Origin of the sequence: Embleya sp. NPDC127516 (genome assembly GCF_044765325.1) — a bacterium.
GTDB lineage: Bacteria > Actinomycetota > Actinomycetes > Streptomycetales > Streptomycetaceae > Embleya.
In genome coordinates, this window is the sequence record NZ_JBIWJT010000016.1 from 16,729 (window position 1) to 40,172 (window position 23,444).

The 23,444-nt window shown below is 71.1% G+C and carries 22 protein-coding genes and 2 tRNA genes; 14 read left to right on the plus strand and 10 right to left on the minus strand.

Features of this window, described 5'->3' with window-relative positions; translation table 11 throughout:
- The first annotated feature begins 105 nt into the window (after positions 1–105).
- On the plus strand, positions 106–1,044 hold the full coding sequence (locus ACIRL2_RS28770) for an LPXTG cell wall anchor domain-containing protein (protein ID WP_402235754.1): 939 nt from the start codon (positions 106–108) through the stop codon (positions 1,042–1,044).
- Positions 1,045–1,258: 214 nt separating this feature from the next.
- Here the strand turns inward: ACIRL2_RS28770 and ACIRL2_RS28775 are convergent, their stop codons facing one another.
- Positions 1,259–1,927 (minus strand): DedA family protein, encoded by a 669-nt coding sequence (locus ACIRL2_RS28775; RefSeq protein WP_395864658.1) that lies wholly within the window; start codon positions 1,925–1,927, stop codon positions 1,259–1,261.
- Positions 1,928–2,098: 171 nt separating this feature from the next.
- Between ACIRL2_RS28775 and ACIRL2_RS28780 the strand changes: the two genes are divergently transcribed.
- A complete protein-coding gene (locus ACIRL2_RS28780; protein WP_395864656.1) occupies positions 2,099–3,466 on the plus strand; it encodes an FAD-dependent oxidoreductase in 1,368 nt (455 codons plus the stop codon).
- Positions 3,467–3,558: 92 nt separating this feature from the next.
- On the opposite strand, the gene ACIRL2_RS28785 is transcribed toward ACIRL2_RS28780, so the two are convergent.
- Both ACIRL2_RS28785 and ACIRL2_RS28790 read right to left on the minus strand, forming a co-directional pair.
- Positions 3,559–4,560: a hypothetical protein gene (locus ACIRL2_RS28785; RefSeq protein ID WP_395864654.1), complete on the minus strand. Its 1,002-nt coding sequence runs from the start codon at positions 4,558–4,560 to the stop codon at positions 3,559–3,561.
- Complete coding sequence (locus ACIRL2_RS28790) at positions 4,557–5,180, minus strand: SigE family RNA polymerase sigma factor (protein WP_395864652.1); 624 nt, start codon at positions 5,178–5,180, stop codon at positions 4,557–4,559. The genes ACIRL2_RS28785 and ACIRL2_RS28790 overlap by 4 nt, the downstream gene beginning before the upstream one ends.
- A 615-nt stretch (positions 5,181–5,795) precedes the next feature.
- Here ACIRL2_RS28790 and fbaA point away from each other — a divergent pair.
- Positions 5,796–6,818, plus strand: coding sequence for a class II fructose-bisphosphate aldolase (gene fbaA, locus ACIRL2_RS28795; RefSeq protein ID WP_395864650.1), 1,023 nt, complete (start codon positions 5,796–5,798; stop codon positions 6,816–6,818).
- 98 nt (positions 6,819–6,916) lie between these two features.
- Positions 6,917–7,333: a DUF3151 domain-containing protein gene (locus ACIRL2_RS28800; protein WP_395864648.1), complete on the plus strand. Its 417-nt coding sequence runs from the start codon at positions 6,917–6,919 to the stop codon at positions 7,331–7,333.
- Positions 7,334–7,426: 93 nt separating this feature from the next.
- Here ACIRL2_RS28800 and ACIRL2_RS28805 read toward each other — a convergent pair whose 3' ends face one another.
- On the minus strand, positions 7,427–8,377 hold the full coding sequence (locus tag ACIRL2_RS28805) for a diacylglycerol kinase family protein (RefSeq protein ID WP_402235758.1): 951 nt from the start codon (positions 8,375–8,377) through the stop codon (positions 7,427–7,429).
- A gap of 124 nt (positions 8,378–8,501) precedes the next feature.
- Here ACIRL2_RS28805 and ACIRL2_RS28810 point away from each other — a divergent pair, with 124 nt between their 5' ends.
- The 7 genes from ACIRL2_RS28810 to ACIRL2_RS28840 all read left to right on the plus strand — a co-directional run bounded on the left by ACIRL2_RS28810 (position 8,502) and on the right by ACIRL2_RS28840 (position 16,861).
- Complete coding sequence (locus tag ACIRL2_RS28810) at positions 8,502–9,794, plus strand: adenylosuccinate synthase (RefSeq protein ID WP_395864644.1); 1,293 nt, start codon at positions 8,502–8,504, stop codon at positions 9,792–9,794.
- 108 nt (positions 9,795–9,902) lie between these two features.
- Complete coding sequence (locus ACIRL2_RS28815; protein ID WP_402235761.1) at positions 9,903–11,255, plus strand: aspartate aminotransferase family protein; 1,353 nt, start codon at positions 9,903–9,905, stop codon at positions 11,253–11,255.
- A 286-nt stretch (positions 11,256–11,541) separates the two neighbouring features.
- Positions 11,542–12,264, plus strand: a complete 723-nt coding sequence (locus ACIRL2_RS28820; RefSeq protein WP_395864640.1) for a GntR family transcriptional regulator — start codon at positions 11,542–11,544, stop codon at positions 12,262–12,264.
- Positions 12,265–12,337: 73 nt separating this feature from the next.
- Positions 12,338–12,940 (plus strand): hypothetical protein, encoded by a 603-nt coding sequence (locus ACIRL2_RS28825; RefSeq protein WP_355545100.1) that lies wholly within the window; start codon positions 12,338–12,340, stop codon positions 12,938–12,940.
- A 38-nt stretch (positions 12,941–12,978) separates the two neighbouring features.
- Positions 12,979–14,259 (plus strand): phosphoribosylamine--glycine ligase, encoded by a 1,281-nt coding sequence (gene purD / locus ACIRL2_RS28830; protein WP_395864638.1) that lies wholly within the window; start codon positions 12,979–12,981, stop codon positions 14,257–14,259.
- 192 nt (positions 14,260–14,451) lie between these two features.
- Complete coding sequence (locus ACIRL2_RS28835) at positions 14,452–15,828, plus strand: hypothetical protein (protein WP_395864636.1); 1,377 nt, start codon at positions 14,452–14,454, stop codon at positions 15,826–15,828.
- A gap of 130 nt (positions 15,829–15,958) precedes the next feature.
- Positions 15,959–16,861, plus strand: a complete 903-nt coding sequence (locus ACIRL2_RS28840; RefSeq protein ID WP_395864634.1) for a phosphoribosylaminoimidazolesuccinocarboxamide synthase — start codon at positions 15,959–15,961, stop codon at positions 16,859–16,861.
- 157 nt (positions 16,862–17,018) lie between these two features.
- On the opposite strand, the gene ACIRL2_RS28845 is transcribed toward ACIRL2_RS28840, so the two are convergent.
- The 3 genes from ACIRL2_RS28845 to ACIRL2_RS28855 all read right to left on the minus strand — a co-directional run bounded on the left by ACIRL2_RS28845 (position 17,019) and on the right by ACIRL2_RS28855 (position 17,796).
- Positions 17,019–17,094 (minus strand) — tRNA-Gly (locus ACIRL2_RS28845).
- Between the two features lie 91 nt (positions 17,095–17,185).
- A tRNA-Gly gene (locus ACIRL2_RS28850) sits at positions 17,186–17,257 on the minus strand.
- Between the two features lie 212 nt (positions 17,258–17,469).
- Entirely contained in the window at positions 17,470–17,796 is a 327-nt protein-coding gene (locus ACIRL2_RS28855) for an Lsr2 family protein (RefSeq protein WP_126636576.1), read from the minus strand.
- Positions 17,797–18,294: 498 nt separating this feature from the next.
- Between ACIRL2_RS28855 and purS the strand changes: the two genes are divergently transcribed.
- The 3 genes from purS to purL are packed head-to-tail and all read left to right on the plus strand — an operon-like array spanning position 18,295 to position 21,475.
- Positions 18,295–18,552, plus strand: coding sequence for a phosphoribosylformylglycinamidine synthase subunit PurS (gene purS, locus ACIRL2_RS28860; RefSeq protein ID WP_391589184.1), 258 nt, complete (start codon positions 18,295–18,297; stop codon positions 18,550–18,552).
- Positions 18,549–19,226, plus strand: coding sequence for a phosphoribosylformylglycinamidine synthase subunit PurQ (gene purQ, locus ACIRL2_RS28865; protein WP_395864632.1), 678 nt, complete (start codon positions 18,549–18,551; stop codon positions 19,224–19,226). The genes purS and purQ overlap by 4 nt, the downstream gene beginning before the upstream one ends.
- Positions 19,226–21,475, plus strand: a complete 2,250-nt coding sequence (gene purL, locus ACIRL2_RS28870) for a phosphoribosylformylglycinamidine synthase subunit PurL (RefSeq protein ID WP_395864630.1) — start codon at positions 19,226–19,228, stop codon at positions 21,473–21,475. Before purQ ends, purL begins: the two co-directional genes overlap by 1 nt.
- Before the next feature lie 42 nt (positions 21,476–21,517).
- On the opposite strand, the gene ACIRL2_RS28875 is transcribed toward purL, so the two are convergent.
- From ACIRL2_RS28875 to ACIRL2_RS28885, 3 genes are all read right to left on the minus strand, one after another.
- The gene (locus ACIRL2_RS28875; protein ID WP_395864628.1) at positions 21,518–22,084 is read right to left on the minus strand and encodes a hypothetical protein; all 567 of its coding nucleotides are present in this window, start codon (positions 22,082–22,084) and stop codon (positions 21,518–21,520) included.
- A 121-nt stretch (positions 22,085–22,205) separates the two neighbouring features.
- Positions 22,206–23,099, minus strand: coding sequence for a type VII secretion target (locus ACIRL2_RS28880; RefSeq protein WP_402235768.1), 894 nt, complete (start codon positions 23,097–23,099; stop codon positions 22,206–22,208).
- Positions 23,084–23,431, minus strand: coding sequence for a hypothetical protein (locus tag ACIRL2_RS28885; protein ID WP_395864624.1), 348 nt, complete (start codon positions 23,429–23,431; stop codon positions 23,084–23,086). Before ACIRL2_RS28885 ends, ACIRL2_RS28880 begins: the two co-directional genes overlap by 16 nt.
- Positions 23,432–23,444 lie beyond the last annotated feature (13 nt).

Genomic DNA, 23,444 nt, shown 5'->3' on the forward strand with positions numbered 1-23,444 from the left:
CGCCGAACGGGGCGTAAACACCCCTGCTCTTTCCCCTCGGGCCGCCGGGTCGGTTCCCCGTCCGACCCGGCGGCCATCTCCGCTCCACCATTCGAAGAGGTCTTGATGCAGTTGCGCCGCAGCCTTTCCACGACCGCCGTCGCGGCCATGGTCTCCTCGGTCGCGCTTTTCGCCGCTCCCGCCGCGATGGCCGCCGGCTCGACCAGCTCCACCGCCCCGTCCGGCACCGCGTCCTCGACCGCGGCGCCCAAGGGCGAGGCGGACAAGCCCGGAGCGGGCGCCAAGAGCACCGCTCCGACCACCGCGGCCCCGGCCGCCGGGAAGGGCGACGCGGACGTGCCGCCCGTCCTCGTCGGTGGCGGTGCCGTCAGCGAGGGCATCTCCGCGAAGGTCAACGGCTTCCCGGGCAAGCTCGTCGGCGGGGCGAAGGCGACCCCGTTCTCGACCACGATCACCAACCAGGGCAAGAAGTCGCTCGCGCTCGCGCCGGGCTTCCAGTTCTGGAACGCCGACAAGAGCCTGAAGGCGTCGCACATCGTCCTGGAGTACCTGGACGGCACCACCTGGAAGCGTGCCCAGCTGGGCGACGAGGACGGCGCCGTGGGCGGCTTCCTGGCGATGGACGGCGAGTACGTCGAGACCCCCTACCAGGTCGCGGCGGGCAAGTCGGTCACCATCCAGCTCCGGATCGCGGTCACCAAGGACGCGCCGCTGGGCAAGAACCTGGGCTTCAACGCCACCGTCGGCTTCCTCGACGAGGACGAGGAGGGCTCCGCGTTCGCGCTGTCCGACACGTTCGGCTTCCTGATCGCGAAGGCCGACTCTCCCGGTGGCACCCCCGGTACCCCCGGGACCAAGCCGAAGCCGCAGCCCAAGCCGAAGCCGAAGCCCGGCACGGTCAAGCCCGGCAAGGAGCTCGCCGCCACCGGCGCCGACGACAGCAACACCCCGGTGCTGATCGGTGCCGCCGCCGGCACCGCGCTCGTCGTGGGCGCGGGCTTCGTCGTCATCGCGCGTCGCCGCCGAAACGGTGCCTCCGTCTGACGGTGGATGCCCTTCCCAAAGCCGCCCTGCCCCCGGTCCCCGTCCGGGGGCAGGGTGTTTTCGTTCCCCGCAATAGTCGCGGTCGACACGACGCATGACGCCGGGAAAAGGTTGTACGCGGATGCATTTCGATACGACCGATTAACACGGGTGATCCGGGCAATGAAAAAGCGGCGGCGCACATATGTGCGCCGCCGCTTCAGAGCGTATGTGTTCAGCTACCCGACGACGATGCCGCTTCGCGCTTCGCCTCACGCTTGCTGCGAATGACCTCGATGATGATCGGCAGCAACGAGATCAGCACGATGACGAACACCCCCGGCAGCAGGTATTTGTCGATGCTGCTGCCGATCGTGTCGCCCAGCTTGTAGCCGAGCAGGATGATGCCGTCGGTCCACACCAGGCCGCCGATGACGTTCCACACGAAGAACGTCCGGGCGGGCATCTCCAAAACCCCCGCGACCGGGTTCAGGAACGTGCGGACGATCGGGATGAACCGGGCGAGCACCACTGCCTTGGCCGGGCCGAACTTTTCGAAGTACTGCTCGGCCTTGGTCACGTACTCGGCCTTGAACAGCTTCGAGTCCGGTTTGTTGAACATCTTGGTGCCGAACCGGGCGCCGAGGAAGTGACCGAGCTGGGCACCGGCGATCGCGCATACCGGCGCGCCGACCAGCAACCAGGGCAGCGAGATGGACGTGCCGACGATCTCCTCAGCCGACGAGGACGCGGCGACGCCGGCCAGGAACAGCATCGAGTCGCCGGGGAAGAAGAACCCGACCAGCAGACCCGTCTCCGCGAAGATGATCGCGAGAATGCCGATGAGTCCGAACGTCGAGATGAGGGACGTCGCGTCGAGGACGTTGACAGCTTGGAATTCCACCTCTGGAGGGTAGTCCGCGCGACGCGTGCCCCGTCACCCGTCCCCGTCGTGAACCGCGCATCATTACGAGGTCGGGACCTTGCCGGGTGATGGCGCGCCGATCGCGCGCCGGTCGGGCGGGGTCCCGCAGACCCGGCGACACCCGTACGCACACAGAGTCAGGGGCAGCACGTGGGCATCGAGCGGCTGGTGGTGATCGGCGGCGACGCCGCCGGAATGAGCGCGGCCTCGCAGGCCAGGCGCCGGCGCGGCGAGGACGACCTGGAGATCGTCGTGGTCGAGCGCGGCCGGTTTTCCTCGTACTCCGCGTGCGGCATCCCGTACCTGGTGTCGGGTGAGGTGGACGGTCCGGACGCGCTGATCGCCCGTACGCCCGAGGAGCATCGCAAACGCGGGATAGACCTGCGGATGGGCGTCGAGGCGGAGGGCCTGGACCTGGATCGCCGCGAGATCGCGGTCCGCGACCTGGGCAGTGGCCGGGCCGAACGGATCGGCTTCGACCAGCTCGTGCTGGCCACCGGCGCGGTACCGGTGCGGCCGCCGCTGCCGGGCATCGACGCGCCCGGCGTGTACGGCGTGCAGACCTTGGAGGACGCGCGCGAGCTGATCGACTGGCTGGCCCCCGAGCACCGTACGGCGGTGGTGATCGGCGGCGGCTACATCGGCATCGAGATGGCCGAGGCGATGGTCCACAAGGGCCTGTCGGTGACCGTCGTGGACCGGTCCGCGCAACCGATGTCCACGCTCGACCCGGACATGGGCGCGCTGGTGCACGAGGCCATGGAGGGCCTGGGCATCGACGTGGTGACCGATACCGAGGCCCGCGAGATCGAGCTGGTGGACGGTCGGGCGAGCGCCGTGCTGACCGCCGACGGCCGCTATCCCGCGGACATCGTGGTGCTCGGCCTGGGAGTGCGCCCGGCCACCGAACTCGCCCGCGAGGCGGGCCTGCCGCTGGGCGCGAGCGGCGGGCTGCGCACCGACCTGCGGATGCGGGTCACCGCAGACGGCATCTGGGCGGGCGGCGACTGCGTCGAGGTGCTCAACCTGGTCTCCGGCCGCCGGCAGCACATCGCGCTGGGCACCCACGCGAACAAACACGGTCGGGTGATCGGCACCAACATCGGCGGCGACTACGCGACCTTCCCCGGCGTGGTCGGCACCGCCGTGAGCAAGGTCTGCGACCTGGAGATCGGCCGCACCGGGCTGCGCGAGAAGGACGCGGAGAGGGCCGGATTCGAGTTCGTGACCGCGACCATCGAGTCCACCGGCCGGGCCGGCTACTACCCGGGCGCGCGCTCGATGAAGGTCAAGATGATCGCGGAGCGGATCACCGGCCGGCTCCTGGGCGTGCAGATCGTCGGCCGGGACGGCGCCGCGAAGCGGATCGACACCGCGGCGGTCGCGCTCACCCACCGGATGACGGTGGAGGAGATGACCTCCCTGGACCTGGGCTACGCGCCGCCCTTCTCGCCGGTGTGGGATCCGATCCTGGTGGCGGCGCGCAAGGCCGCCCAACGGGTCGCCGAGGACCACTGACCCGGCGCTCCGGCCCGACGCCCGCCCCCGCCGCCCCAACGGACGGCGGGGCGGGCCACCGGCGCCCGATCGGGCGGCGGCGCGCGGAGCGGTCAGCGCGCCGAATACGGGCGGGGCTTGAAGCCGGTCGCGTCGATGGACGCGATCAGGCTGTCGATCGCGCCCTCGGTCCCGGCGTCCGCGCCGGTGGCCATGATCTCGATGCCCTGATCCACGATCGACCAGGTGCGCACCTTGAAGTTCTGGCCGCCCGCGCAGGTCACCGAGACCACGCGGTACTCCGCGCCGCGCCCGCCGACGGTGCGCTTCTCCTTGGTCACCACCTTGGCCGTGATCGTCTCGGTGTCCTTCAGCACGACCAGGCGCCCGTCCTTCGCGCAGATCGGCTGGGTGGCGTAGCCGTACGGGCTGCGATCGATCGTCGTCGCGTAGCTCCACCGGGCCGGGCCGTCCAACTCGTCGACGCGGATTTCCACGGAGTTCAGATCGCAGGTGACCGCGCTCCCCGACGTCCCGGCGGCCAGGAAGCAGCGGCTGCGGCGGACCCCGCCGGAGTCGGCTTCGCCGGCCTGCTCGTGCCATCCGGCCGGCAGGTTCACCTTGATCGCCTGCGCGCCGAAGGTCTTGTCGACCGGCCGGGTGGTGGTCGATGTGCTGGGGGTGCCGGTTCGGCTCGGCGGAGGCGACGTCCGCGTCCTCTCGCTCGTCGACGGCGAGTCGGGATCCGGGTCCGGATCCACCGGGGGAGCGGTGGTTCGGGGGACGCTCGTGGTCGGCGCGGCCTGCGCCGGCGCCTCGGGCGCCGCGGTGCGCTCCGCGGTCGGCAACGCGCTCACCGACATCGGCCCCTGGGCGGGCGCGCCGGCCTGGTGTCGTGGTGCCCCGATCAGGGACACCCCGCCGAAGGCTGCGGCCACGGCGGCCAGTATGCCGAGGGGGACGCCGACCCTCGTGCGCCGACTGCGGTGGGCGTCCTTCGCGGTGGGTGGGCCCGGCGGTCGCAGGGAGCCGAGCGTGACTGAGTCCGCGCGCGAGGCCAGGGCCGCGCGCAGCAGATCCTCCATCGATTCGTCGCGCGCATGGCGTTCGGTCACGACTGTTCGTCCTTCATGAGTTTTTCGAGGGCGTCGATGGCACGGCTTGCCGTGGACTTCACCGCTCCACGGGAAAGCCCGAGGGTCTCGGCTATCTGAGCCTCCGTCATATCGGACCAGTAGCGCAGCACCAGCACTTCGCGCTGTCGCGGTGCCAGGCGCTGGACCGCGCCGAGCACCCGCAGGTGCTCCTCGGACAGGACCACCACGTCCTCGGGCGAGGAGGCGTCGGGTTCGTGCGGGGGCACGTAGGCACGGGCGGTACGCCGGCGCCGCAGCACCGAGCGGGAGAGGTTGACCACGGAGGTGCGCAGGTACGCCAGCGCGTTGTCGACGTCGTCCAGTTCCTCGCCGAAGCGTCGGTACAGCGCGGTGAAGGCGTCCTGCACCACGTCCTCGGCGGTGCCGAGATCGTCGACGAGCAGGATGGACAGCCGGACCATGCCGAGCCGTTGGGCGTGATAGAGCTCGGTCAACGTCGGGCGGGCCGGCGGTTCCTCGCCGCCGCGCAGGATCCGAAATCGCGTACGACGTGGTGCGTCGGGCACTGTCGGGTCCTCCGACGGGGAGCCGGGCGACGCGTGGTCGCCCCCGAATGCCGGCATGCTCAGCAGCGCCACAGCCCTGCCGCCCCCTTCGCTGTCATGAGACCGTCCCCACCCTCCGTGCACAGCCCGTGTCCTGGTGACGCGCCGCACCCCGAAGGGTTGCGTGGTCGACCGAAGTTCTTTTCCCCGTACCTCGGTTCGGGCGGCGACGGCGCCCCGTCGAGCCGGCGTTCGCAAGCGCGGTCGGGGCGGAGACCGCGACCACCTTCGCCGCAAATCAACTCATAACGGTCATGCGCATGACCGGGGGCCTCCTTGGGGAAGGTTGTGGAAAAAGAATCGAGGACGGACGGGGCCCGCGGACGCCGTGAAAGCCGGTGTCGTCCGGCCCCGCACGTTCGTCTCGCCGTGTCTCCGCTTGCCCGCTCTCACTGCCCAGGACGCACCTCCGGTGGGATGGTTGCGTCACCGACGCAAGTTCGTACGGAAGCCTCCCGAGAGCTCGGCGCGACCGCGCGACGCCGACCTGACGTACCGTCAGATACCGCATCCGCTCCTCCGAACGGGGAGGACGGGATGCGGTGTCGTTCGGAGCGGTCTGCCAGGATGGGCGGCAAGCGGGGATACGGCCATCCGTGTCCGAAAACCCTCATATCACCGCTTGGCTGAGCAACGAGGAGCAGACGCATGCCCATCGCAACTCCCGAGGTCTACGCCGAGATGCTCGACCGGGCGAAGGCCGGTCGATTCGCCTACCCGGCGATCAACGTGACCTCGTCCCAGACCCTGAACGCCGCGCTGCGCGGCTTCGCCGAGGCGGAGAGCGACGGCATCGTCCAGGTGTCCACGGGCGGCGCGGAGTTCCTGTCCGGCACCACCGTCAAGGACATGGTGGTGGGCTCCGTCGCCTTCGCCGAGTACGCGAAGGTGGTCGCGGAGAAGTACTCGGTGAACATCGCCCTGCACACCGACCACTGCCCCAAGGACAAGCTCGACGGGTTCATGCGCCCGCTGATCGACATCTCCGCCGAGCGCGTGGCCAAGGGGCAGGACCCGCTGTTCCAGTCGCACATGTGGGACGGCTCGGCCGTACCGCTCGACGAGAACCTCGAGATCGCCCGTGAGCTGATCGCCAAGTGCGCCGCCGCGCGGATCATCATGGAGTTGGAGATCGGCGTCGTCGGCGGCGAGGAGGACGGCGTCGACAACGAGATCAACGACAAGCTCTACACCACCCCGGCCGACGCGCTGGAGACGGTCGAGGCGATCGGCCTGGGCGAGAAGGGCCGGTACATGCTGGCCGCGACGTTCGGCAACGTGCACGGCGTGTACAAGCCGGGCAACGTCAAGCTGCGCCCGAGCATCCTCAAGGACATCCAGGACGCGGTCGCCGCGAAGTACGGCCGGGAGAAGCCCTTCGACCTGGTCTTCCACGGCGGCTCGGGCTCGCTCCTGGAGGAGATCCGCGAGGCGCTCGACTACGGCGTGGTCAAGATGAACGTCGACACCGACACGCAGTACGCCTTCACCCGCCCGGTCGCGGACCACATGCTGCGCAACTACGACGGCGTGCTCAAGGTGGACGGCGAGGTCGGCAACAAGAAGCTGTACGACCCGCGTTCGTACGGCAAGGCGGCCGAGACCGGAATGGCCGAGCGGGTCGTCGTGGCCTGCCGGGACCTGCGTTCCGCCGGCACCCGGCTGAAGTAGCACCCGCCGGGGCCACACCCCGCCCGACCGGAGCCCGCGACCACGAGGTCGCGGGCTTCGCGTCGTGACGGGCGATCGTGATGGGCAATCATGGGCCCATGACCATCGATCAGAACCTCTTCGGCGGACCCGACCCCACCTATTTGCCCGAGGAACCCGAGCCGCTGGCGCTGCTCGTGGACGGTGTGCCGCCGGTCGAGGTGGCTGCGAAGTTCCCGACCTTCTCCCTCGCGTGGGCCGAGCTGGCCGACGCCGCGTTCGCCCAGGGCAACGTGATCGAGTCCTACGCCTACGCCCGGGTCGGCTACCACCGCGGCCTGGACGCGCTGCGCCGCTCCGGCTGGCGCGGCCACGGCCCGGTGCCGTGGGAGCACGAGCCGAACCGGGGCTTCCTGCGCTCGCTGCACGCGCTGGCGCGGGCGGCGGGGTCCATCGGCGAGGAGGAGGAGTACTCGCGCTGCACCATCTTCCTGCGGGACAGCAGCCCGGCGGGTGCGGACGCGCTCGAAGGCTGAGCGGGCCCCGGCCTGGGCCGAGGTGGCCCCGAACGCCGGCCGGGCCGGATCCTTTGGCCCGGCCGGCGTTCGGCCCGCGGTTTCGACGCGGTGCTACGCCGGTACGAACAGCCGCCAGCCGCTCGGCCGTACCGTCCACGTGCGCAGCCGTACCGGCCCGGTCGCCATGCCGTCCGCCGCGTAGGTGAAGTCGCGACCGCACACGGTGATCTCGTGTGCGCGCAACTGCACGAGCGCGTCCCGGGCCTGGGCCGCGCCGAACCGGGCGGCACCGGGATGACCGGTGATCATCACGCTCGCGAACCCCGCACCGTTCGTCCCGTTCGCACTCTTCGTCCCGTTGCCGGCGTTGCCGGTGCCGGGCCCGTTCGACGTGACTTCCGTCATCTTCGACCCGGGTGTCACCGAGCCGTCACAGCCCAGGTGTACGGACAACACCGGCCGATCCATGTCGGCTACGACACACCCGTCCGCCTCGATCCGCAGCCGGTGACCCGAGGGCCCCACCGCCGCGCCGACGGTGCTCGACACGGTCCGCACGGCGTGGTCGACCAGCCCGCGCCAACCGCGTCCGGGCACCGTCCGCACCGGCGCGGGACGGGTGGAACGCACCCCGTGGCCGATCCGGATCGAACGCAGCGCGAGGCCGCCCAGGTCGTCCGACATCAGGTCGAAGGAACGTTCGTTCTCGCCCAACGCCACGCGTGCCGCCTTGGCCGGCTCGGCCGGCAGGCCGAGCGCCTCGGCCAGTCCGTGGCCGCTCCCGGTGTCCACCGGGACGATGCCCAACGGGGTGTCCCCGAGCTCTCCCTGGCGATCCAGTAAACGGGCCACGGCGTGCACACCGGCATCCCCGCCGATCACCACGACACGCCGACGGCCCCGTCGCGCGAGCGCGCGCTGCAGGTCGGCGGTGTCCGTGGGAATGACGATCTTGCTGGGGGCGCAGGCCCGCAGAACATCGAGCGCGACCCGGACGGATTCGCCGTCCGCCGAGCGAGCCGCAGGGTCCGTGATCACGAGCAGCGAGCGCTCGGCCGACACCGGTCGTCCTTCCTCAGGTAACCTCTCCCCGCAAGAGCCCCTTGCCGCGCACCGCGTCAAGGGGCTTGGACCGTCCGGGGCTCCCGTTGTCAAACATGCCCCGCCTGGAAGGGGTGTACGCCTCATGCCCGCACTCGTACTCGTCGGCGCCCAATGGGGAGACGAGGGCAAGGGGAAGGCTACCGACCTGCTCGGCGGATCCGTCGACTACGTGGTCCGGTACCAGGGCGGCAACAATGCCGGCCACACCGTTGTCATCGGCGATCAGAAGTACGCCCTCCACCTGCTGCCCTCCGGCATCCTCACGCCCGAGTGCACGCCCGTCATCGGCAACGGTGTCGTGGTCGACCCGGGGGTGCTGCTGCACGAGATCAGCACCCTGGTCGAACGCGGCATCGACACCTCCAAGTTGCTCATCTCGGGCAACGCGCACCTGATCACGCCGTACCACCGCACCCTGGACAAGGTGACGGAACGGTTCCTCGGCAAGCGCAGGATCGGCACCACCGGGCGCGGCATCGGCCCGGCCTACGCCGACAAGATCAACCGGGTCGGGATCCGCGTCCAGGACCTGTTCGACGTCGGCATCCTGACCCAAAAGGTCGAGAGCGCGCTGTCGGACAAGAACCAGATGCTGGTCAAGATGTACAACCGCCGCGAGCTGCGCGTGGAGGAAGTGGTCGAGGAATACCTCGGCTACGCCGAGCAACTCAAGCCGTACGTCGCCGACACCACGCTGGTCCTGAACCAGGCCCTGGACCAGGGCAGGGTCGTCCTGCTCGAAGGCGGCCAGGGCACGCTGCTGGACGTGGACCACGGCACGTATCCGTTCGTGACGTCCTCCAACCCGACGGCGGGCGGCGCGTGTGCCGGATCCGGCATCGGCCCGACCAAGATCACCGGCGTGATCGGCATCCTCAAGGCGTACACCACGCGTGTGGGTGCCGGACCGTTCCCGACCGAACTCTTCGACGCGGACGGCGAGGCGCTGCGCCGGATCGGCCACGAGCGCGGGGTGACCACCGGTCGCGACCGGCGCTGCGGCTGGTTCGACGCGGTCATCGCGCGCTACGCGACCCGGGTCAACGGGCTCACCGACTTCTTCCTGACCAAGCTGGACGTGCTGACCGGCTGGGAGGAGATCCCGGTCTGCGTCGCCTACGACATCGACGGCGTGCGGCACGACGAACTGCCGATGTCGCAGACCGACTTCCACCACGCGAAGCCGATCTACGAGAAGCTCCCCGGCTGGACCGAGGACATCACCGGCGCGCAGACCTTCGACGACCTGCCCAAGAACGCGCAGGCGTACGTTCGGGCCCTGGAGGACATGTCCGGTGCCCCGATCTCGGCGATCGGCGTCGGCCCCGGCCGCACGCAGACCATCGAGATCAACAGCCTGCTCCGCGGCAAGTAGCGGGCGACGAGGCACTGCGGGGCCCGTCCGACACACTGTCGGATGGGCCCCGTGATCGTTGACAACCTGCGGGTTCGGACGTCGTTTGTCCCGCCGTAGGGTGGCCGCATGAGCACTCTGGACCCGGCGGCCGGGAAGGCCGTCTACGACGCCGACCGCGCCCATGTCTTCCACTCCTGGTCCGCACAGGGGCTCATCAGCCCGCTGGCGGTCGCGGGTGCCGAGGGTTCCTACTTCTGGGACTACGACGGCAACCGGTACCTGGACTTCGCGTCCCAGTTGGTCAACACCAACATCGGGCACCAACACCCCAAGGTCGTCGCGGCGATCAAGGCGCAGGCCGACAAGCTGTGCATGGTCCAGCCGGCCTTCGCCAACGACGCCCGCAGCGAGGCCGCGCGGCTGATCGCCGAGCTCGCGCCGGGCGACCTGAACCGGGTCTTCTTCACCAACGGCGGCGCCGAGGCGAACGAGAACGCGATCCGGATGGCGCGCCTGCACACCGGCCGGCACAAGGTGCTCTCCACCTACCGCTCGTACCACGGCGCCACCGCCAACGCGATCGCGCTGACCGGCGACCCGCGCCGCTGGCCGAACGAGACCGGCGTGTCCGGCATCGTGCACTTCTGGGGCCCGTACGCCTACCGCTCCGCCTTCCACGCGGACGGCGAGGCGCAAGAGTGCGAGCGCGCGCTGGCGCACCTGGAGAACACCATCGTGTTCGAGGGTGCCGCCACGATCGCCGCGATCGTGCTGGAGACCGTGGTGGGCACCGCCGGCATCCTGGTGCCGCCGGCCGGCTACCTCGCCGGTGTCCGGGCGCTGTGCGACAAGTACGGGATCATCCTGATCGCCGACGAGGTGATGGCCGGATTCGGCCGTACCGGCGCGTGGTTCGCGGTGGACAACTGGGGCATCACGCCCGACCTGATCACCTTCGCCAAGGGCGTCAACTCCGGATACGTCCCGCTCGGCGGGGTGATCATCTCCGACCGGATCTTCGAGACCTTCCGCGAGCGCCCCTACCCCGGCGGCCTGACCTACTCCGGTCACCCGCTCGCGTGCGCCGCCGCCGTCGCGACGATCACCGCGATGCGCGAGGAGAAGATCGTCGAGAACGCCAAGTCGCTCGGCGAGAACGTGATCGGACCCGAACTGCGCGCGATGGCCGAGCGGCACGCGAGCATCGGCGAGGTGCGCGGGCTCGGCGTGTTCTGGGCGATCGAACTGGTCAAGAACAAGGAGACCCGCGAGCCGCTGGTCGCCTACAACGCCGCCGGCCCGGCCGCGCAGCCGATGAACGAGTTCACCGCGGCCTGCAAGGCCCGGGGTCTGTGGCCGTTCGTGAACATGAACCGCACCCACGTGGTGCCGCCGTGCACGAGCACCGAGGCCGAGGTCAAGGAGGGCCTGGCCATCCTGGACGAGGCGCTGACCGTCGCGGACGCGTTCTGCGTCTGACCCCGCCCTGATCGGTCGTCAGGTTTCGGTCGACCCGCCCGGGGCGCTCGAACCGGACCGTCGAGAAAAGCCGTACCCGCACCCCGACCGGTGCGGGTACGGCTTTTTCGCGTGCCCTCGGTGCGATCCCCGGGCGTTCGGCGGCCGACTCCCGACGTCGCGGGCGAAATCGGATGGGCACGTTGCTCCCCAAATCGGATATCCGTTCATATGATCGACGCGATCGACTTGATCGGACGGGTGCCCGTCGGCGCGACGGTGCCGACGGCCGGCGAGAAGAGACCGCGTGCAGTCGGCACAGGGCAGTGTTTTAGACGGCGGCCTGCTTTTCGGCGTGGCCGATCCCACCGGCGGGCAGGCCCCGTTGCGGCGGACCAGCCTGCGCCAGGAGATCGCCGAGGTGCTCAGCGACGACCTGGTGACCGGACGACTGGCCGCCGGTACCTCGCTCACCGTCAACGAGACCGCGCAGCGCTTCGGGGTGTCGGCAACCCCCGTACGCGAGGCGCTGATCCAACTGGCCGCGCAGGGCCTGCTGCTCGGCGGCCACCACCGCGGCTTCCAGGTGTGCACCTTCACCTGGACCGACTTCGCCGAGATCGTCGAGTCGCGCCGACTGCTGGGCGTCCCGCTGATCGGCCGCGTCGCGCGCACCGCGCCGGAGGAGGCGATGCCCACACTGCGCTCGCTGGGCGACCGGCTCGACGGGGCGCGCTGGAACGGGGACGTCTCGGAGGTGGCCCTGCTCGATCGCCGCTATTTCGGCGAACTCGGGCGCTGGAGCGGCAATCGCCGACTGGCGGACGTACTGGCCGTGTTGCGGGTCCAAGCCTGGATGTACATCGTTCCCTACCTGCGCGAGGCGCCGCCGACCGAGTCCGGTTGGGGCCGCTACCGCGAACTCGCCGACCGGGTCGCGCGACGCGACGCGGAGGGCGCGATGGCGCTGATGCGCGACTACACCTCGGTCGGCCGCCGGCTCGCTCGCGAACTCGCGGACGCGCGCTGACGATCGCCGTGCCCCAGGGCGGTACGGTGGCGCCCTGAACGCCACCCGCACCGACAAGACCGGGAGCTGCACCGTGGATTGCGACGTCTGGCTCGTTCCGCTCGTGGACGCGCTGTGTCACAACCCGGAGAATCCGTTCCGCGACGAACTGGCCGCCTACGACGCCGCGCTCGTCGGCAACGGCCTGCCGGCCGTGCCGGTGCGCACGTGGCAGCCGGGCACCGCCGAGGTGCGTCTGGCCGGCGCGTTCGACCACGAGTCGCTGCACTACCTGCGCCGCGCCTACCTGCTGCACCGCACGGGGTTCCCGGTCACCCCGGTGGAGCAGTTGGGCGAGGACTACGACCGCCTCCTGGAGACCTTCGAGGCCGCCGCCCAGTTCTCCCACCTGGTCTGGCACTACGACCACGCCGGCGCCTACCTGCCGGTCGACTTCCCGCAGCCGCTGATGGACGACCCGCTGCCCGAGGACGGCGGGCCGCTGGGATCGAGCCTGGGCATGCTGCGCGAGCTGGAGGACCTCGCCCCGTACATCGGCGTGGACCTGCTCGACCCGCCCCGACCCACGCCCACCTACGACGGCGCGCCCTTCGCCCGCGAGCGATTCGTGTGGGCGACCCTGTACGCCGCCGCCCAGGAGAGCGTGACGCTGGGCGCGATGGTGGTCTTCGCCTGAGTTCGATGCCCGCCGCGCGCCCCACTAGGCTGCCGGGTGTGAAGGTCCTCGTGATTGGCAGCGGTGCCCGTGAGCACGCGCTGTGCCGCTCGCTCTCCCTCGACTCCGCGGTCTCCGCCGTCTACTGCGCGCCCGGCAACGCCGGCATCGCCCAGGTGGCCGAGCTGCGCCAGGTCGACGCCCTCAACGCGGGGGACGTCGCCGACCTCGCCCAACGACTCGGCGTCGACCTCGTGGTCGTCGGCCCCGAGGCGCCGCTGGTCGCCGGGGTCGCGGACGCCGTGCGCGCCCGGGGCATCGACTGCTTCGGCCCGTCCGGCACCGCCGCGCGCCTGGAAGGCTCCAAGGCGTTCGCCAAGGAGGTGATGGCCGCGGCCGGCGTGCCCACGGCGCGCAGCTACCTGTGCACCACCCCCGAGGAGGCCGACCGCGCGCTGGACGCGTTCGGGCCGCCGTACGTGGTCAAGGACGACGGCCTCGCCGCCGGCAAGGGCGTTGTGGTCACCGACGACCTCGAGGTCGCCCGCGAGCACGCCGCGTCCTGCGACCGGGTGGTGATCGAGGAGTTCCTGGACGGCCCCGAGGTCTCGCTGTTCGTGCTGTGCGACGGCAACGACGTGGTCGCGCTCCAGCCCGCCCAGGACTTCAAGCGGGTCGGCGACGACGACGCCGGCCCCAACACCGGCGGCATGGGCGCCTACACCCCGCTCCCGTGGGCCCCCGAGGGCCTGACCGAGGACCTGGTGCGCACCGTCGCCCAGCCCACCGTGGACGAGATGCGCCGCCGCGGCACGCCGTTCTCCGGCGTGCTGTTCATCGGCCTGGCGCTGACCTCGCGCGGCCCGCGCGTGATCGAGTACAACTGCCGGTTCGGCGACCCGGAGACCCAGGTCGTGCTGGCGAGCCTGGCCACTCCGCTGGCCGGCGTCCTGCACGCGTCCGCGACCGGTCGCCTGGGCGAGCTGGAGCCGCTGCGCTGGCACGAGGGCGCTGCGGTGACGGTCGTGGTGGCCGCCGAGGACTACCCGGCCACGCCGCGCACCGGTGACCCGATCAAGGGCCTGGCCGAGGTCGCCAAGCTCCCGCACACCTACGTCCTGCACGGCGGCACCCGTCGCGGCGAGGGCGGCGAGGTGCTCTCCTCCGGCGGGCGGGTGCTCTCGGTGACCGGCACCGGAGCGACCCTGGAACAGGCACGCGAACGTGCGTACGAGGGCGTCGCGCTGATCGCCCTGCCCGGCTCGCACCATCGCACCGACATCGCGGCCAAGGCGATCCGGGGCGAGATCAGCATCGCGGACCGCGTCCCGAACGGCTGAATTCGGCCGTTCGGTCCCGTCATCGGTCGGCTCAAACCCACGCAGCCGTCCGGCCCCGGATCTCACTCGCAGGGATGGTGTTCGGCCCGAAGGGGCTGAACACCCGAACTCGTCGCATTATCGTGCGAGCACCGCGGGTCGTGACCGACGACCCGGACGAGTGATCCCCGGATCCAGGATCGGATGGGGGCGATGCGTGTGGGCGAGTCGGCCGAACCGCTTGCGCCGGCCGAGGCGCGTGCGCTGGCGCGCGCGGTGCTGTGGGTGCGCAACGGCGCTGTCCTTGCCGCGCTCACGGCCGCAGGCCTGCTGCTCTACGGCGCTTCGCGCAACTTCGGCGAGAGCGCCCCGGGCACGCTGCTGGCCACCCTCGCGGTGGCCCTGGTGGCGGTGCTCGCGTGGGTCGCGCTCGACCTCGCACTGGTGCGCAGGACGGGTGTCCCGGCGATCACGTTGGGCCCGCGGGACGCCCCGGAGCTGCACGCGATGGTGCGCGAGCTGGCCGAGGAACTGCACGTGCCGGCACCCGACGGCATTCGATTGTGCCCCGAATGCGACAGCTGGCTGGAACCCGACCCCCGCCGGCGCCGGCGCACCGTGCTGGTGATCGGCGCGCCCTTCCTGTGGTGGCTGCGGGTGGGCGAGCTGCGCGCGCTGCTCGCGCCGGTCGTGGCGGGCACCGAGGCCTCCGCCGAACCGGCCGTCGCGGGCGCGCGGCGCTGGGTGCGCCGGTTGGACGCGGTCGCCGACGTGCGCCGCCCGCTGGGCCCGGTCCCGCTGCGCCCGGCCCGGCGGGCCTCCCGCGCGTTCGCCCGCCAACTGCTCGGCCTGTGCCAGGGGCACGCCGAACTGATGGAGCGCGAGATCGCGGTCGGCGCGGCGGCGCTGGCCATCCCGCTGGAGCCGGAGCTGCGGGCCACCGCGCACGAACAGGTCGGCCTGGCCTACGCGGGCTGGGACCGGCTGTTGACCCGGCTCGCCGCCCCCGCGTGGACGATCGGGCGGCATCCGGACGCGCTGATGGCGGGCGTGGTGTCGGCGCTGACCGAGCTCTCCCGACGGGACAAGCTGGCGAACGCGTTCGGCGCGCGCCTGGCCGAGCGGCCCGCCAGCGACCTGCTCACCGACGCGGTCGCCATGGACGGCGAGATCTCCCGCCTCGCGGCGGGCATCTTCGCGGACGGGCCGACCCCGGACCCGGTCGACTGGGCGGAGTACCCGGAAGCGGTCATCGAGCCGGTCTGGCGGGCCCGGGCCGAGGCGTTCGCGGCCCCGGTCGACGACGCCCTGGCGGTGCTGCGCCGGGATCCGGACGAGGACCACCGCAAGGCCGCCGACCACCTGTTCGCGGTGGTCGCGTGCGCGGCCCTGGACACCGGCCGGATGCACCCGGCGGTGGATTGGCTGGACGGCCCGGTCCTGGTCGACGGAAGCGGCCACGCGGTCGACCTGGCGACCCTGATCACCCGCGCCGTCGACGAGGGCAACGACGCCCCGCTGCGCACCTGGTTGGCCCGGATCGGCATCGCCACCCGAGAGCCGGTGCACCCGGGCGGCTCGGCCGCCTGAGGCGTGCCCTCGTCGGCGCACGGCCGCGCACGGCCGCGACCGGTTCGACGCCGTCGGGGCCGTCGGGGCGTGGAAGGCGTCGTGAAAGACTCGCCTCACCCCACCACGACCCAAGAAAGCGCTGGTTTCAGTGAGCGGATTCGTCACCAAGCCCGAGCCGGTCGAGGTCCCCGGTCTGACCCACATCCACACCGGCAAGGTGCGCGACCTGTACACCGACGCCGAGGGCAACCTCGTGATGGTGGCCAGCAACCGGATGTCGGCCTTCGACTGGGTCCTGGACCCGGAGATCCCGGAGAAGGGCCGGATCCTCACCAGCATGTCGCTGTGGTGGTTCGACCTGCTCGCGGACCTGTACCCGAACCACGTGATCTCCACGGAGGTGCCGGCCGGCGCCCCCGCCGACTGGGCCGGCCGCGCGCTGGTGTGCCGCCGCCTGGACATGGTGCCGGTGGAGTGCGTCGCCCGCGGCTACCTGACCGGATCCGGCCTGGTGGAGTACCGCGCCTCGCGCACGGTGTGCGGCATCGCGCTGCCCGAGGGCCTGACCGACGGCTCCGAACTGCCCGCGCCGATCTTCACCCCGGCGACCAAGGCCGAGGTCGGCGAGCACGACGAGAACGTCTCGTACGAGTACGTCGCCGAGCACCACGGCGCCGAGTTGGCCGCCACGCTGCGCCGGGCCACGCTGGCCGTGTACGGCCGGGCCCGGGACATCGCTCGCGAGCGCGGGATCATCCTGGCCGACACCAAGTTCGAGTTCGGCCTCGACCCGCAGGGCGGCCTCGTCCTGGCCGACGAGGTGCTCACCCCGGACTCGTCGCGCTTTTGGCCCGCCGACGAGTGGGAGCCCGGGCACGCCCAGCCGTCCTTCGACAAGCAGTACGTGCGCGACTGGCTGGCGTCGTCCGAGTCCGGCTGGGATCGCGCGGCGGACACCCCGCCACCCGCCATGCCCGAGGCGGTCGTGCAGCGCACGCACGAGAAGTACGTCGAGGCGTACGAGCGTCTGACCGGACGGCGTTGGGCCTGACCCGGTGACCCGATCCGTCGTCGGCCCCGGTCGCCCCGGGCCGACGACGGATCGGCCGGCCCACGGATGGTGCGCCGCATTCCGCGCGGCCGACAGGTAGGGACGACAAGCGCGGACGACAAGAAGGCCGGATCACAGGAGTGATCCGGCCTTCTTATGGAGCGGACGACGAGATTCGAACTCGCGACCCTCACCTTGGCAAGGTGATGCTCTACCAACTGAGCCACGTCCGCACGACTCGGGGTTTCGGCCCCGCGTTGTGTCCCAACCCTACCCGATCCGCGGAGGTGGTTGCCACCGACCTCGGTTCGAGGGGCCGAGCAGAGCAGGCGACAGGAATCGAACACTGCGTCTCCCCCTTGGAAAGGGGGCGCTCTACCACTGAGCTACGCCTGCGTGTGTTCCCCGGTTTCCCGGGTGCAAGAGAACTCTATAGGACCCCCGGAGGTGCCGAGTACGCTCCGGAGTCGGATCGCTACAGATGTCCGCATTTGCCGGAAAAGTTCTTCCGGGACGGCCCGGCCCCCGTCCCGCCGACAGGTGCGGAACGGGGGCCGAAAGGCCCGGTGGGGCGTCGATCGAGCCCAACGCCCGGGACGGTGCTGCCGTCAGTTGGCGGTGTTGGCGGCCTCGAATTCCGCGTACACGCGGGCCGGGATGCGCCCGCGGGCGGGCACGTCCATGCCGCGTGCACGAGCCCAGGCCCGCACCGCCGCGGGGTCGGAGGTGACGGTCGTCTGGCGGAACGGCTTTCCCGTGCGCGCGGTGCGCCGCGCGACCGCGAGATAAGGAGCCAGGGCATCCCGCATCTGCTGAACGTGCTCTTCCGAAAGGTCGATTTCATACGACTTGCCGTCGAGGCCGAAACGGATGGTTTCCGTGGCCTCGCTTCCGTCGATGTCGTCGTGCAGGCTGACGACTACACGCTGGGCCATGGCGGTGTCCTCTCGGGTGATAGCACCGAGGCGAAAAACAAAACTACATTGCCGAGTCTAAGCGCTAAACGCGAACCGTAGCGGTGTCGTCCGCTGTTCTTCGGTTCGGTAAGCGCTAATTTACCGGTCGGCGATTCGTTTTCACGATACGCGAGATATTCCTCTCGCCGCGCGCGCACGGGCGTGTCCGCAGGCCGGGCCGGCGCGTGATCCACAGCCTGTGGACAACGCGACGATGAGTCGAGCTCGCGCGAGCCCCGAGTGAGGCGCATTGCCCGTTTGATGGTGATTTAGCGGCATCTTGACCGGGTCGACTCCCCTGTGGACAACTCCAAAGCTGTGGATAACTTGGCGCCGGAACGGCCTCCCGGAGCCGGCCGGTACCCTGATACCGCCGATCCATCGGGTGCCGGCGTCGACCGGCCCGATCCAGCAGCAGGGTCCGAACCCCCGTATCCCGGATACGGACCGGCCCGAACCATCACAGTGGGAGTGCCTGTGGCACGCGTCGTCGTCGACGTCATGCTCAAGCCGGAAATCCTCGATCCCCAGGGGCAGGCCGTGCAGCGCGCGCTGCCGCGTCTGGGATTCGACGGAATCACCGACGTCCGCCAAGGCAAGCGTTTCGAACTGGAGCTGGAGGGACCGGTCGACGAGGCCGCCCTCGCCCGCATCCGCGAAGCCGCCGAGTCGTTCCTCGCCAACACCGTGATCGAGGACTTCGTGGTCCGCGTCGAGGCGGAGGAGGGGAAGTGACGATCCGCGTCGGCGTCGTCACCTTCCCCGGCTCGCTCGACGACCGCGACGCCCGGCGCGCGGTGCGTATCGCCGGCGCCGAGCCGGTCGCCCTGTGGCACAAGGACAAGAACCTCCAGCAGGTCGACGCGATCGTCCTCCCCGGCGGTTTCTCGTACGGCGACTACCTGCGTTGCGGAGCCATCTCGCGCTTCTCGCCGGTCATGGAATCGGTGATCGAGCAAGCGCAAGCCGGCCTTCCGGTATTGGGCATCTGCAACGGTTTCCAAATTCTTTGCGAATCCCACCTGCTGCCGGGCGCGCTCACCCGGAACGACCACCTGCACTTCATCTGCCGCGACCAAAAGTTGCGCATCGAGAACGTGTCCACCGCGTGGACGTCGGACTTCGCGCCGGGGCAGGAGATCACCGTTCCGCTCAAGAACGGTGAAGGCGGTTTCGTCGCCGACGAGCGCACCCTGGACATGTTGGAGGCCGAGGGCCGCGTGATCGCGCGCTACCTCGACGTCAACCCGAACGGATCGCGGCGCGACATCGCCGGCATCAGCAACGCCGCCGGGAACGTGGTCGGCCTGATGCCGCACCCCGAGCACGCGGTCGAACCGCTGACCGGTCCGACGACCGAGGGCCTCCCCTTCTTCACCTCGATCCTGAAGCGCCTGGTGAACGCCTGATGAGCCTGGACACCGTCAAGAACGCGGTCGACCACCCCGAGGTCGAGCAGCCCTTCGCCGAACTCGGCCTCAAGCCCGACGAGTACGCGCGCATCCGGGAGATCCTCGGCCGCCGGCCGACCTCCTCCGAGCTGGCGATGTACTCGGTGATGTGGTCCGAGCACTGCTCGTACAAGTCGAGCAAGGTGCACCTGCGCCAGTTCGGCGACAAGATGCCCGCCAACGACGCGATGCTGGTGGGCATCGGCGAGAACGCCGGTGTCGTCGACGTCGGCCAGGGCTACGCAGTGACCTTCAAGGTCGAGTCGCACAACCACCCGTCCTACGTGGAGCCGTACCAGGGCGCCGCGACCGGCATCGGTGGCATCGTGCGCGACATCCTGGCGATGGGCGCCCGCCCGGTCGCGGTGATGGACCCGCTGCGCTTCGGCGCGGCCGGGCACCCCGACACCCGGCGCGTGCTGCCCGGCGTGGTCGCGGGCATCGGCGGCTACGGCAACTGCCTGGGCCTGCCCAACATCGGCGGCGAGATCGTCTTCGACCCCTGCTACCAGGGCAACCCGCTGGTCAACGCGCTGTGCGTGGGCGTGATGAAGCACGAGGACATCCACCTCGCGCAGGCCTCGGGCGCGGGCAACCTGGTGATCCTGTACGGCGCCCGCACCGGCGGCGACGGGATCGGCGGCGTCTCGGTGCTGGCCTCGGAGACCTTCGACGCCGACGGCCCGGCCAAGCGTCCGGCCGTCCAGGTCGGCGACCCGTTCCAGGAGAAGCTGCTGATCGAGTGCACCCTGGAGCTGTTCCGCGAGCACCTGGTCGCGGGCATCCAGGACCTCGGCGGCGCGGGCCTGTCCTGCGCGACCTCCGAGCTGGCCTCGGCCGGTTCCGGCGGTATGCGGGTCGAGCTGGACACCGTCCCGCTGCGCGACCACACGCTCTCGCCCGAAGAGATCCTGATGAGCGAGTCGCAGGAGCGCATGTGCGCGGTCGTGGAGCCGGCCCACGTGGCCCGCTTCATGGAGATCTGCGACAAGTGGGACGTGATCGCCACCGTCGTCGGCGAGGTCACCGAGGGCGACCGGCTGGAGATCTACTGGCACGGCGAGCAGATCGTCGACGTGCCGCCGCGCACCGTCGCGCACGAAGGCCCCGTCTACGAGCGGCCGTTCGCGCGCCCGCAGTGGCAGGACACGCTCCAGGCGGACGCCGCCGAGCGGTTGCCGCGCCCGGGCACGGCCGAAGAGCTCAAGGCCACCCTGCTCGAGGTCGTCGCGTCGCCGAACCTGGCGGACAAGTCGTGGGTCACCGACCAGTACGACCGCTACGTCCTCGGCAACACCGTGCTGGCCCAGCCGGAGGACTCCGGCATGGTCCGGATCGACGAGGAGACCGGCCTGGGGGTCGCGCTCGCCACCGACGGCAACGGCCGCTTCTGCAAGCTCGACCCGTACATCGGCGCGCAGCTCGCGCTGGCCGAGGCGTACCGCAACGTGGCCACCACCGGTGCCAAGCCGCTGGCCGTCACCGACTGCCTCAACTTCGGCTCGCCCGAGGACCCGGCGGTGATGTGGCAGTTCGCCGAGACCACGCGCGGTCTCGCGGACGCGTGCCAGATCCTGGGCACGCCGGTCACCGGCGGCAACGTTTCGTTCTACAACCAGACCGGCGAGACGGCGATCCACCCGACGCCGGTGGTCGGCGTGCTGGGTGTGATCGACGACGTCGAGCGGCGCACGCCGATCGGCTTCGCCGAGGAGGGGCAGATCATCCTGCTCCTGGGCGACACGCACGAGGAGTTGTCCGGCTCGGCGTGGGCGCAGGTGGCGCACGACCACCTCGGCGGCCTGCCGCCGAGGGTCGACCTGGAGCGCGAGCGGCTGCTCGCCGAGGTCCTGATCGCGGGTTCGCGGGACGGCATGATCGACGCCGCGCACGACCTCGCCGACGGCGGTCTGGCCCAGGCGCTGGTCGAGGCGTGCCTGGCCGGAGGCCACGGCGCCCGGGTGGTGCTGGCCGAGGACCTCGACCCGACCGTCGCGCTGTTCAGCGAGTCGGCGGGCCGGGCGATCGTCGCGGTGCCGCGGAGCGAGGAACTGCGCTTCTCCGACATGTGCAAGGTGCGCGGCCTGCCGTGCGCGCGGATCGGTGTGGTCGACGGTGACACGCTCGACTTCCAGGGCCACTTCACGGTGGCGCTGAGCGAGCTGCGCACCGCTCACGAGGAGACCCTCAAGGGCCTGTTCGGCTGACCGGCGACATCCAGTGCCCGTGCGGGGTGCCTCGTGCACCCCTCACGGGCACTGTTGCCTTTCGGCCTTCAGGTTGCGATCGAAGCTCACGCGCACGGGAGTCCCCCGGGGCGGGGTGTACTCCAGCGTGCGGTTGTCCAGGAACCGCACGCCCGTGATCGTCGCCCCGTGGTCCTCGCACTCGCTCAGGATGCTCGTGCTCCGGTCCAGGCCCGCAGTCGACCGGATCTCCAGGTCGTAGATCGAGTCGACCGAGTACGAGGCCGCGCCGTCCACCTGCAGTGCCCGAATCCGGCCGTCCGGTGACACCGCCACGACCTTCCCGGCCGGGCGATCGTCCAGGGTGAGTGCGGTGACCACCGTGCCGAGGGCCATCACCAGCCCGGCCACGAACGCGAGTCCCAGTGCCGCCACGCGGACCACGAGGGCGCGGAACGTGGCCGCGACCTCGATCCCGATCAGGCAGATCCCGAGCGCGGCCGGAACCACCCCGCCGGTCAGGATCCCCCGGTCGAACACGTCCAGGTTCCACGGATTGGCCGCAGCGATCCGCCACGTGATCAACGCCACGGCGGCAGGTCCCAGCAGCAGCGTTCTGCGGACGATCACCGCGATGGGGACCGCACGCCGTGTGGAGCCGGCGCCGGCGCTTGTCCTGCTGCTCGATTCCGCGCCGGACCTCGTCCCCAGGCGCATCGCCCACCCCCGTCGGCGCGGTGAGACCGCACCGCTACGTCCCCAACCGGTACGGCCGGAAGGTACCGTGCCCGGACCAGTACGGGTAGGGAATTGTGCCATGGTGCGCGCCCTTCGAGGCACTCTCCTCGTACGCGTGATACCTCGTGTGCGCCGCGTCCGCCCAGCCCGCGAAGATCAGCGTGTGCCCGGCCGCGCCGGGCGCGGTGTCGAGCAGGATGTCCCCGGGACGCAGGTCGTCCTTGCCGATCGGGTGCGACACCTCCGGGAGGGTCACCGTGGTCAACCCCGGTGGCGGCAGGCCCCAGGCCATCGAGACCAGCCCCGAGCAGTCCGTACGGTAGCCGTCGTGCAGCCCGGTCATGCTGTAGCCCAGCCGCAGGTCGGCCCACCGCTTCGCGCGGGCCACGATCTCGTCCCCGTCCGGCGCGGGCGAGCCGTCCGGCGGGGCCGCGGCACCCGCCCCGCCCGACACGACCGACGTGATGCGGGCGATGCCCGCGCCGCGGCCCATCGGCCGGATCGTGACCGGGCCGCGGAATGCCTCGGGCAGCACGAACGGCGGCTCGGCGACCCGGACCGACGCGGCGGGCGGCGGTGGGAGAGCGGGACCGGCCGACACCAGGGTCGGCAACCGGGTCGCCGCGGTCGTGTCCACCTCCGCGTACGCCCGGGCGCTCTCGGTCAGCCGGTCGGCCAGATCCACGCCGGTGCGCTCGGCCCGATCCAGCGTCTCCACCGCGTCGCGCAGCCGGGCCCGCAGCATCTCGAAGGTCGCCGGCGCCAGCGGCCTGCTCGCCGCGACATCCACCGCCGCGACCCGCTCGCGCAGCGCCCACACCTCGCCGGCGACCGCGCGCAGCCGGCCCGCGAGCGCCATCAGCGCGTCCGGCACCGCGGTGAACCCGGCGGTCACCGCGTCGCCCACCGCTCGTCCAGCCAGGCCGCGCTGCCGCCGGCCGGAAGGCGCTCCCGTGCGTCCGGCCCGGCCGCAGCCCGGGCCGCCCGCTCGTTGGCCGCGATCCGGGCCAGTGCCGCCCGCATCGCCGCAGCGTGTGCCCGCAGCGCCTCGACCACCGCGAGCACGGCCGGTTCGGCCGCCGCGCACTCGCGGCGCCAGGCCTGCGCCCGGGCCGCGAAGGCGTCCGCCGCGGTGCCGCGCCATTCGATGGTCATCGGCCCGGGCCGCACCCGCTCGCCGGCCGCCGCCAACTCACTCGCGATCGCCTCGACCCGGTCGGGGTCCCCGTAATTGCTCATGTCCCCAGCGTGG

Bases quoted from the DNA above. Each gene is read 5' to 3' on its own strand.
- ACIRL2_RS28770 (WP_402235754.1), top strand. From the start codon at position 106: ATGCAGTTGCGCCGCAGCCTTTCCACGACCGCCGTCGCGGCCATGGTC.
- fbaA (WP_395864650.1), top strand. From the start codon at position 5,796: ATGCCCATCGCAACTCCCGAGGTCTACGCCGAGATGCTCGACCGGGCG.
- ACIRL2_RS28800 (WP_395864648.1), top strand. From the start codon at position 6,917: ATGACCATCGATCAGAACCTCTTCGGCGGACCCGACCCCACCTATTTG.
- ACIRL2_RS28810 (WP_395864644.1), top strand. From the start codon at position 8,502: ATGCCCGCACTCGTACTCGTCGGCGCCCAATGGGGAGACGAGGGCAAG.
- ACIRL2_RS28815 (WP_402235761.1), top strand. From the start codon at position 9,903: ATGAGCACTCTGGACCCGGCGGCCGGGAAGGCCGTCTACGACGCCGAC.
- ACIRL2_RS28835 (WP_395864636.1), top strand. From the start codon at position 14,452: ATGCGTGTGGGCGAGTCGGCCGAACCGCTTGCGCCGGCCGAGGCGCGT.
- ACIRL2_RS28855 (WP_126636576.1), bottom strand. From the start codon at position 17,796: ATGGCCCAGCGTGTAGTCGTCAGCCTGCACGACGACATCGACGGAAGC.
- purL (WP_395864630.1), top strand. From the start codon at position 19,226: ATGAGCCTGGACACCGTCAAGAACGCGGTCGACCACCCCGAGGTCGAG.
- ACIRL2_RS28885 (WP_395864624.1), bottom strand. From the start codon at position 23,431: ATGAGCAATTACGGGGACCCCGACCGGGTCGAGGCGATCGCGAGTGAG.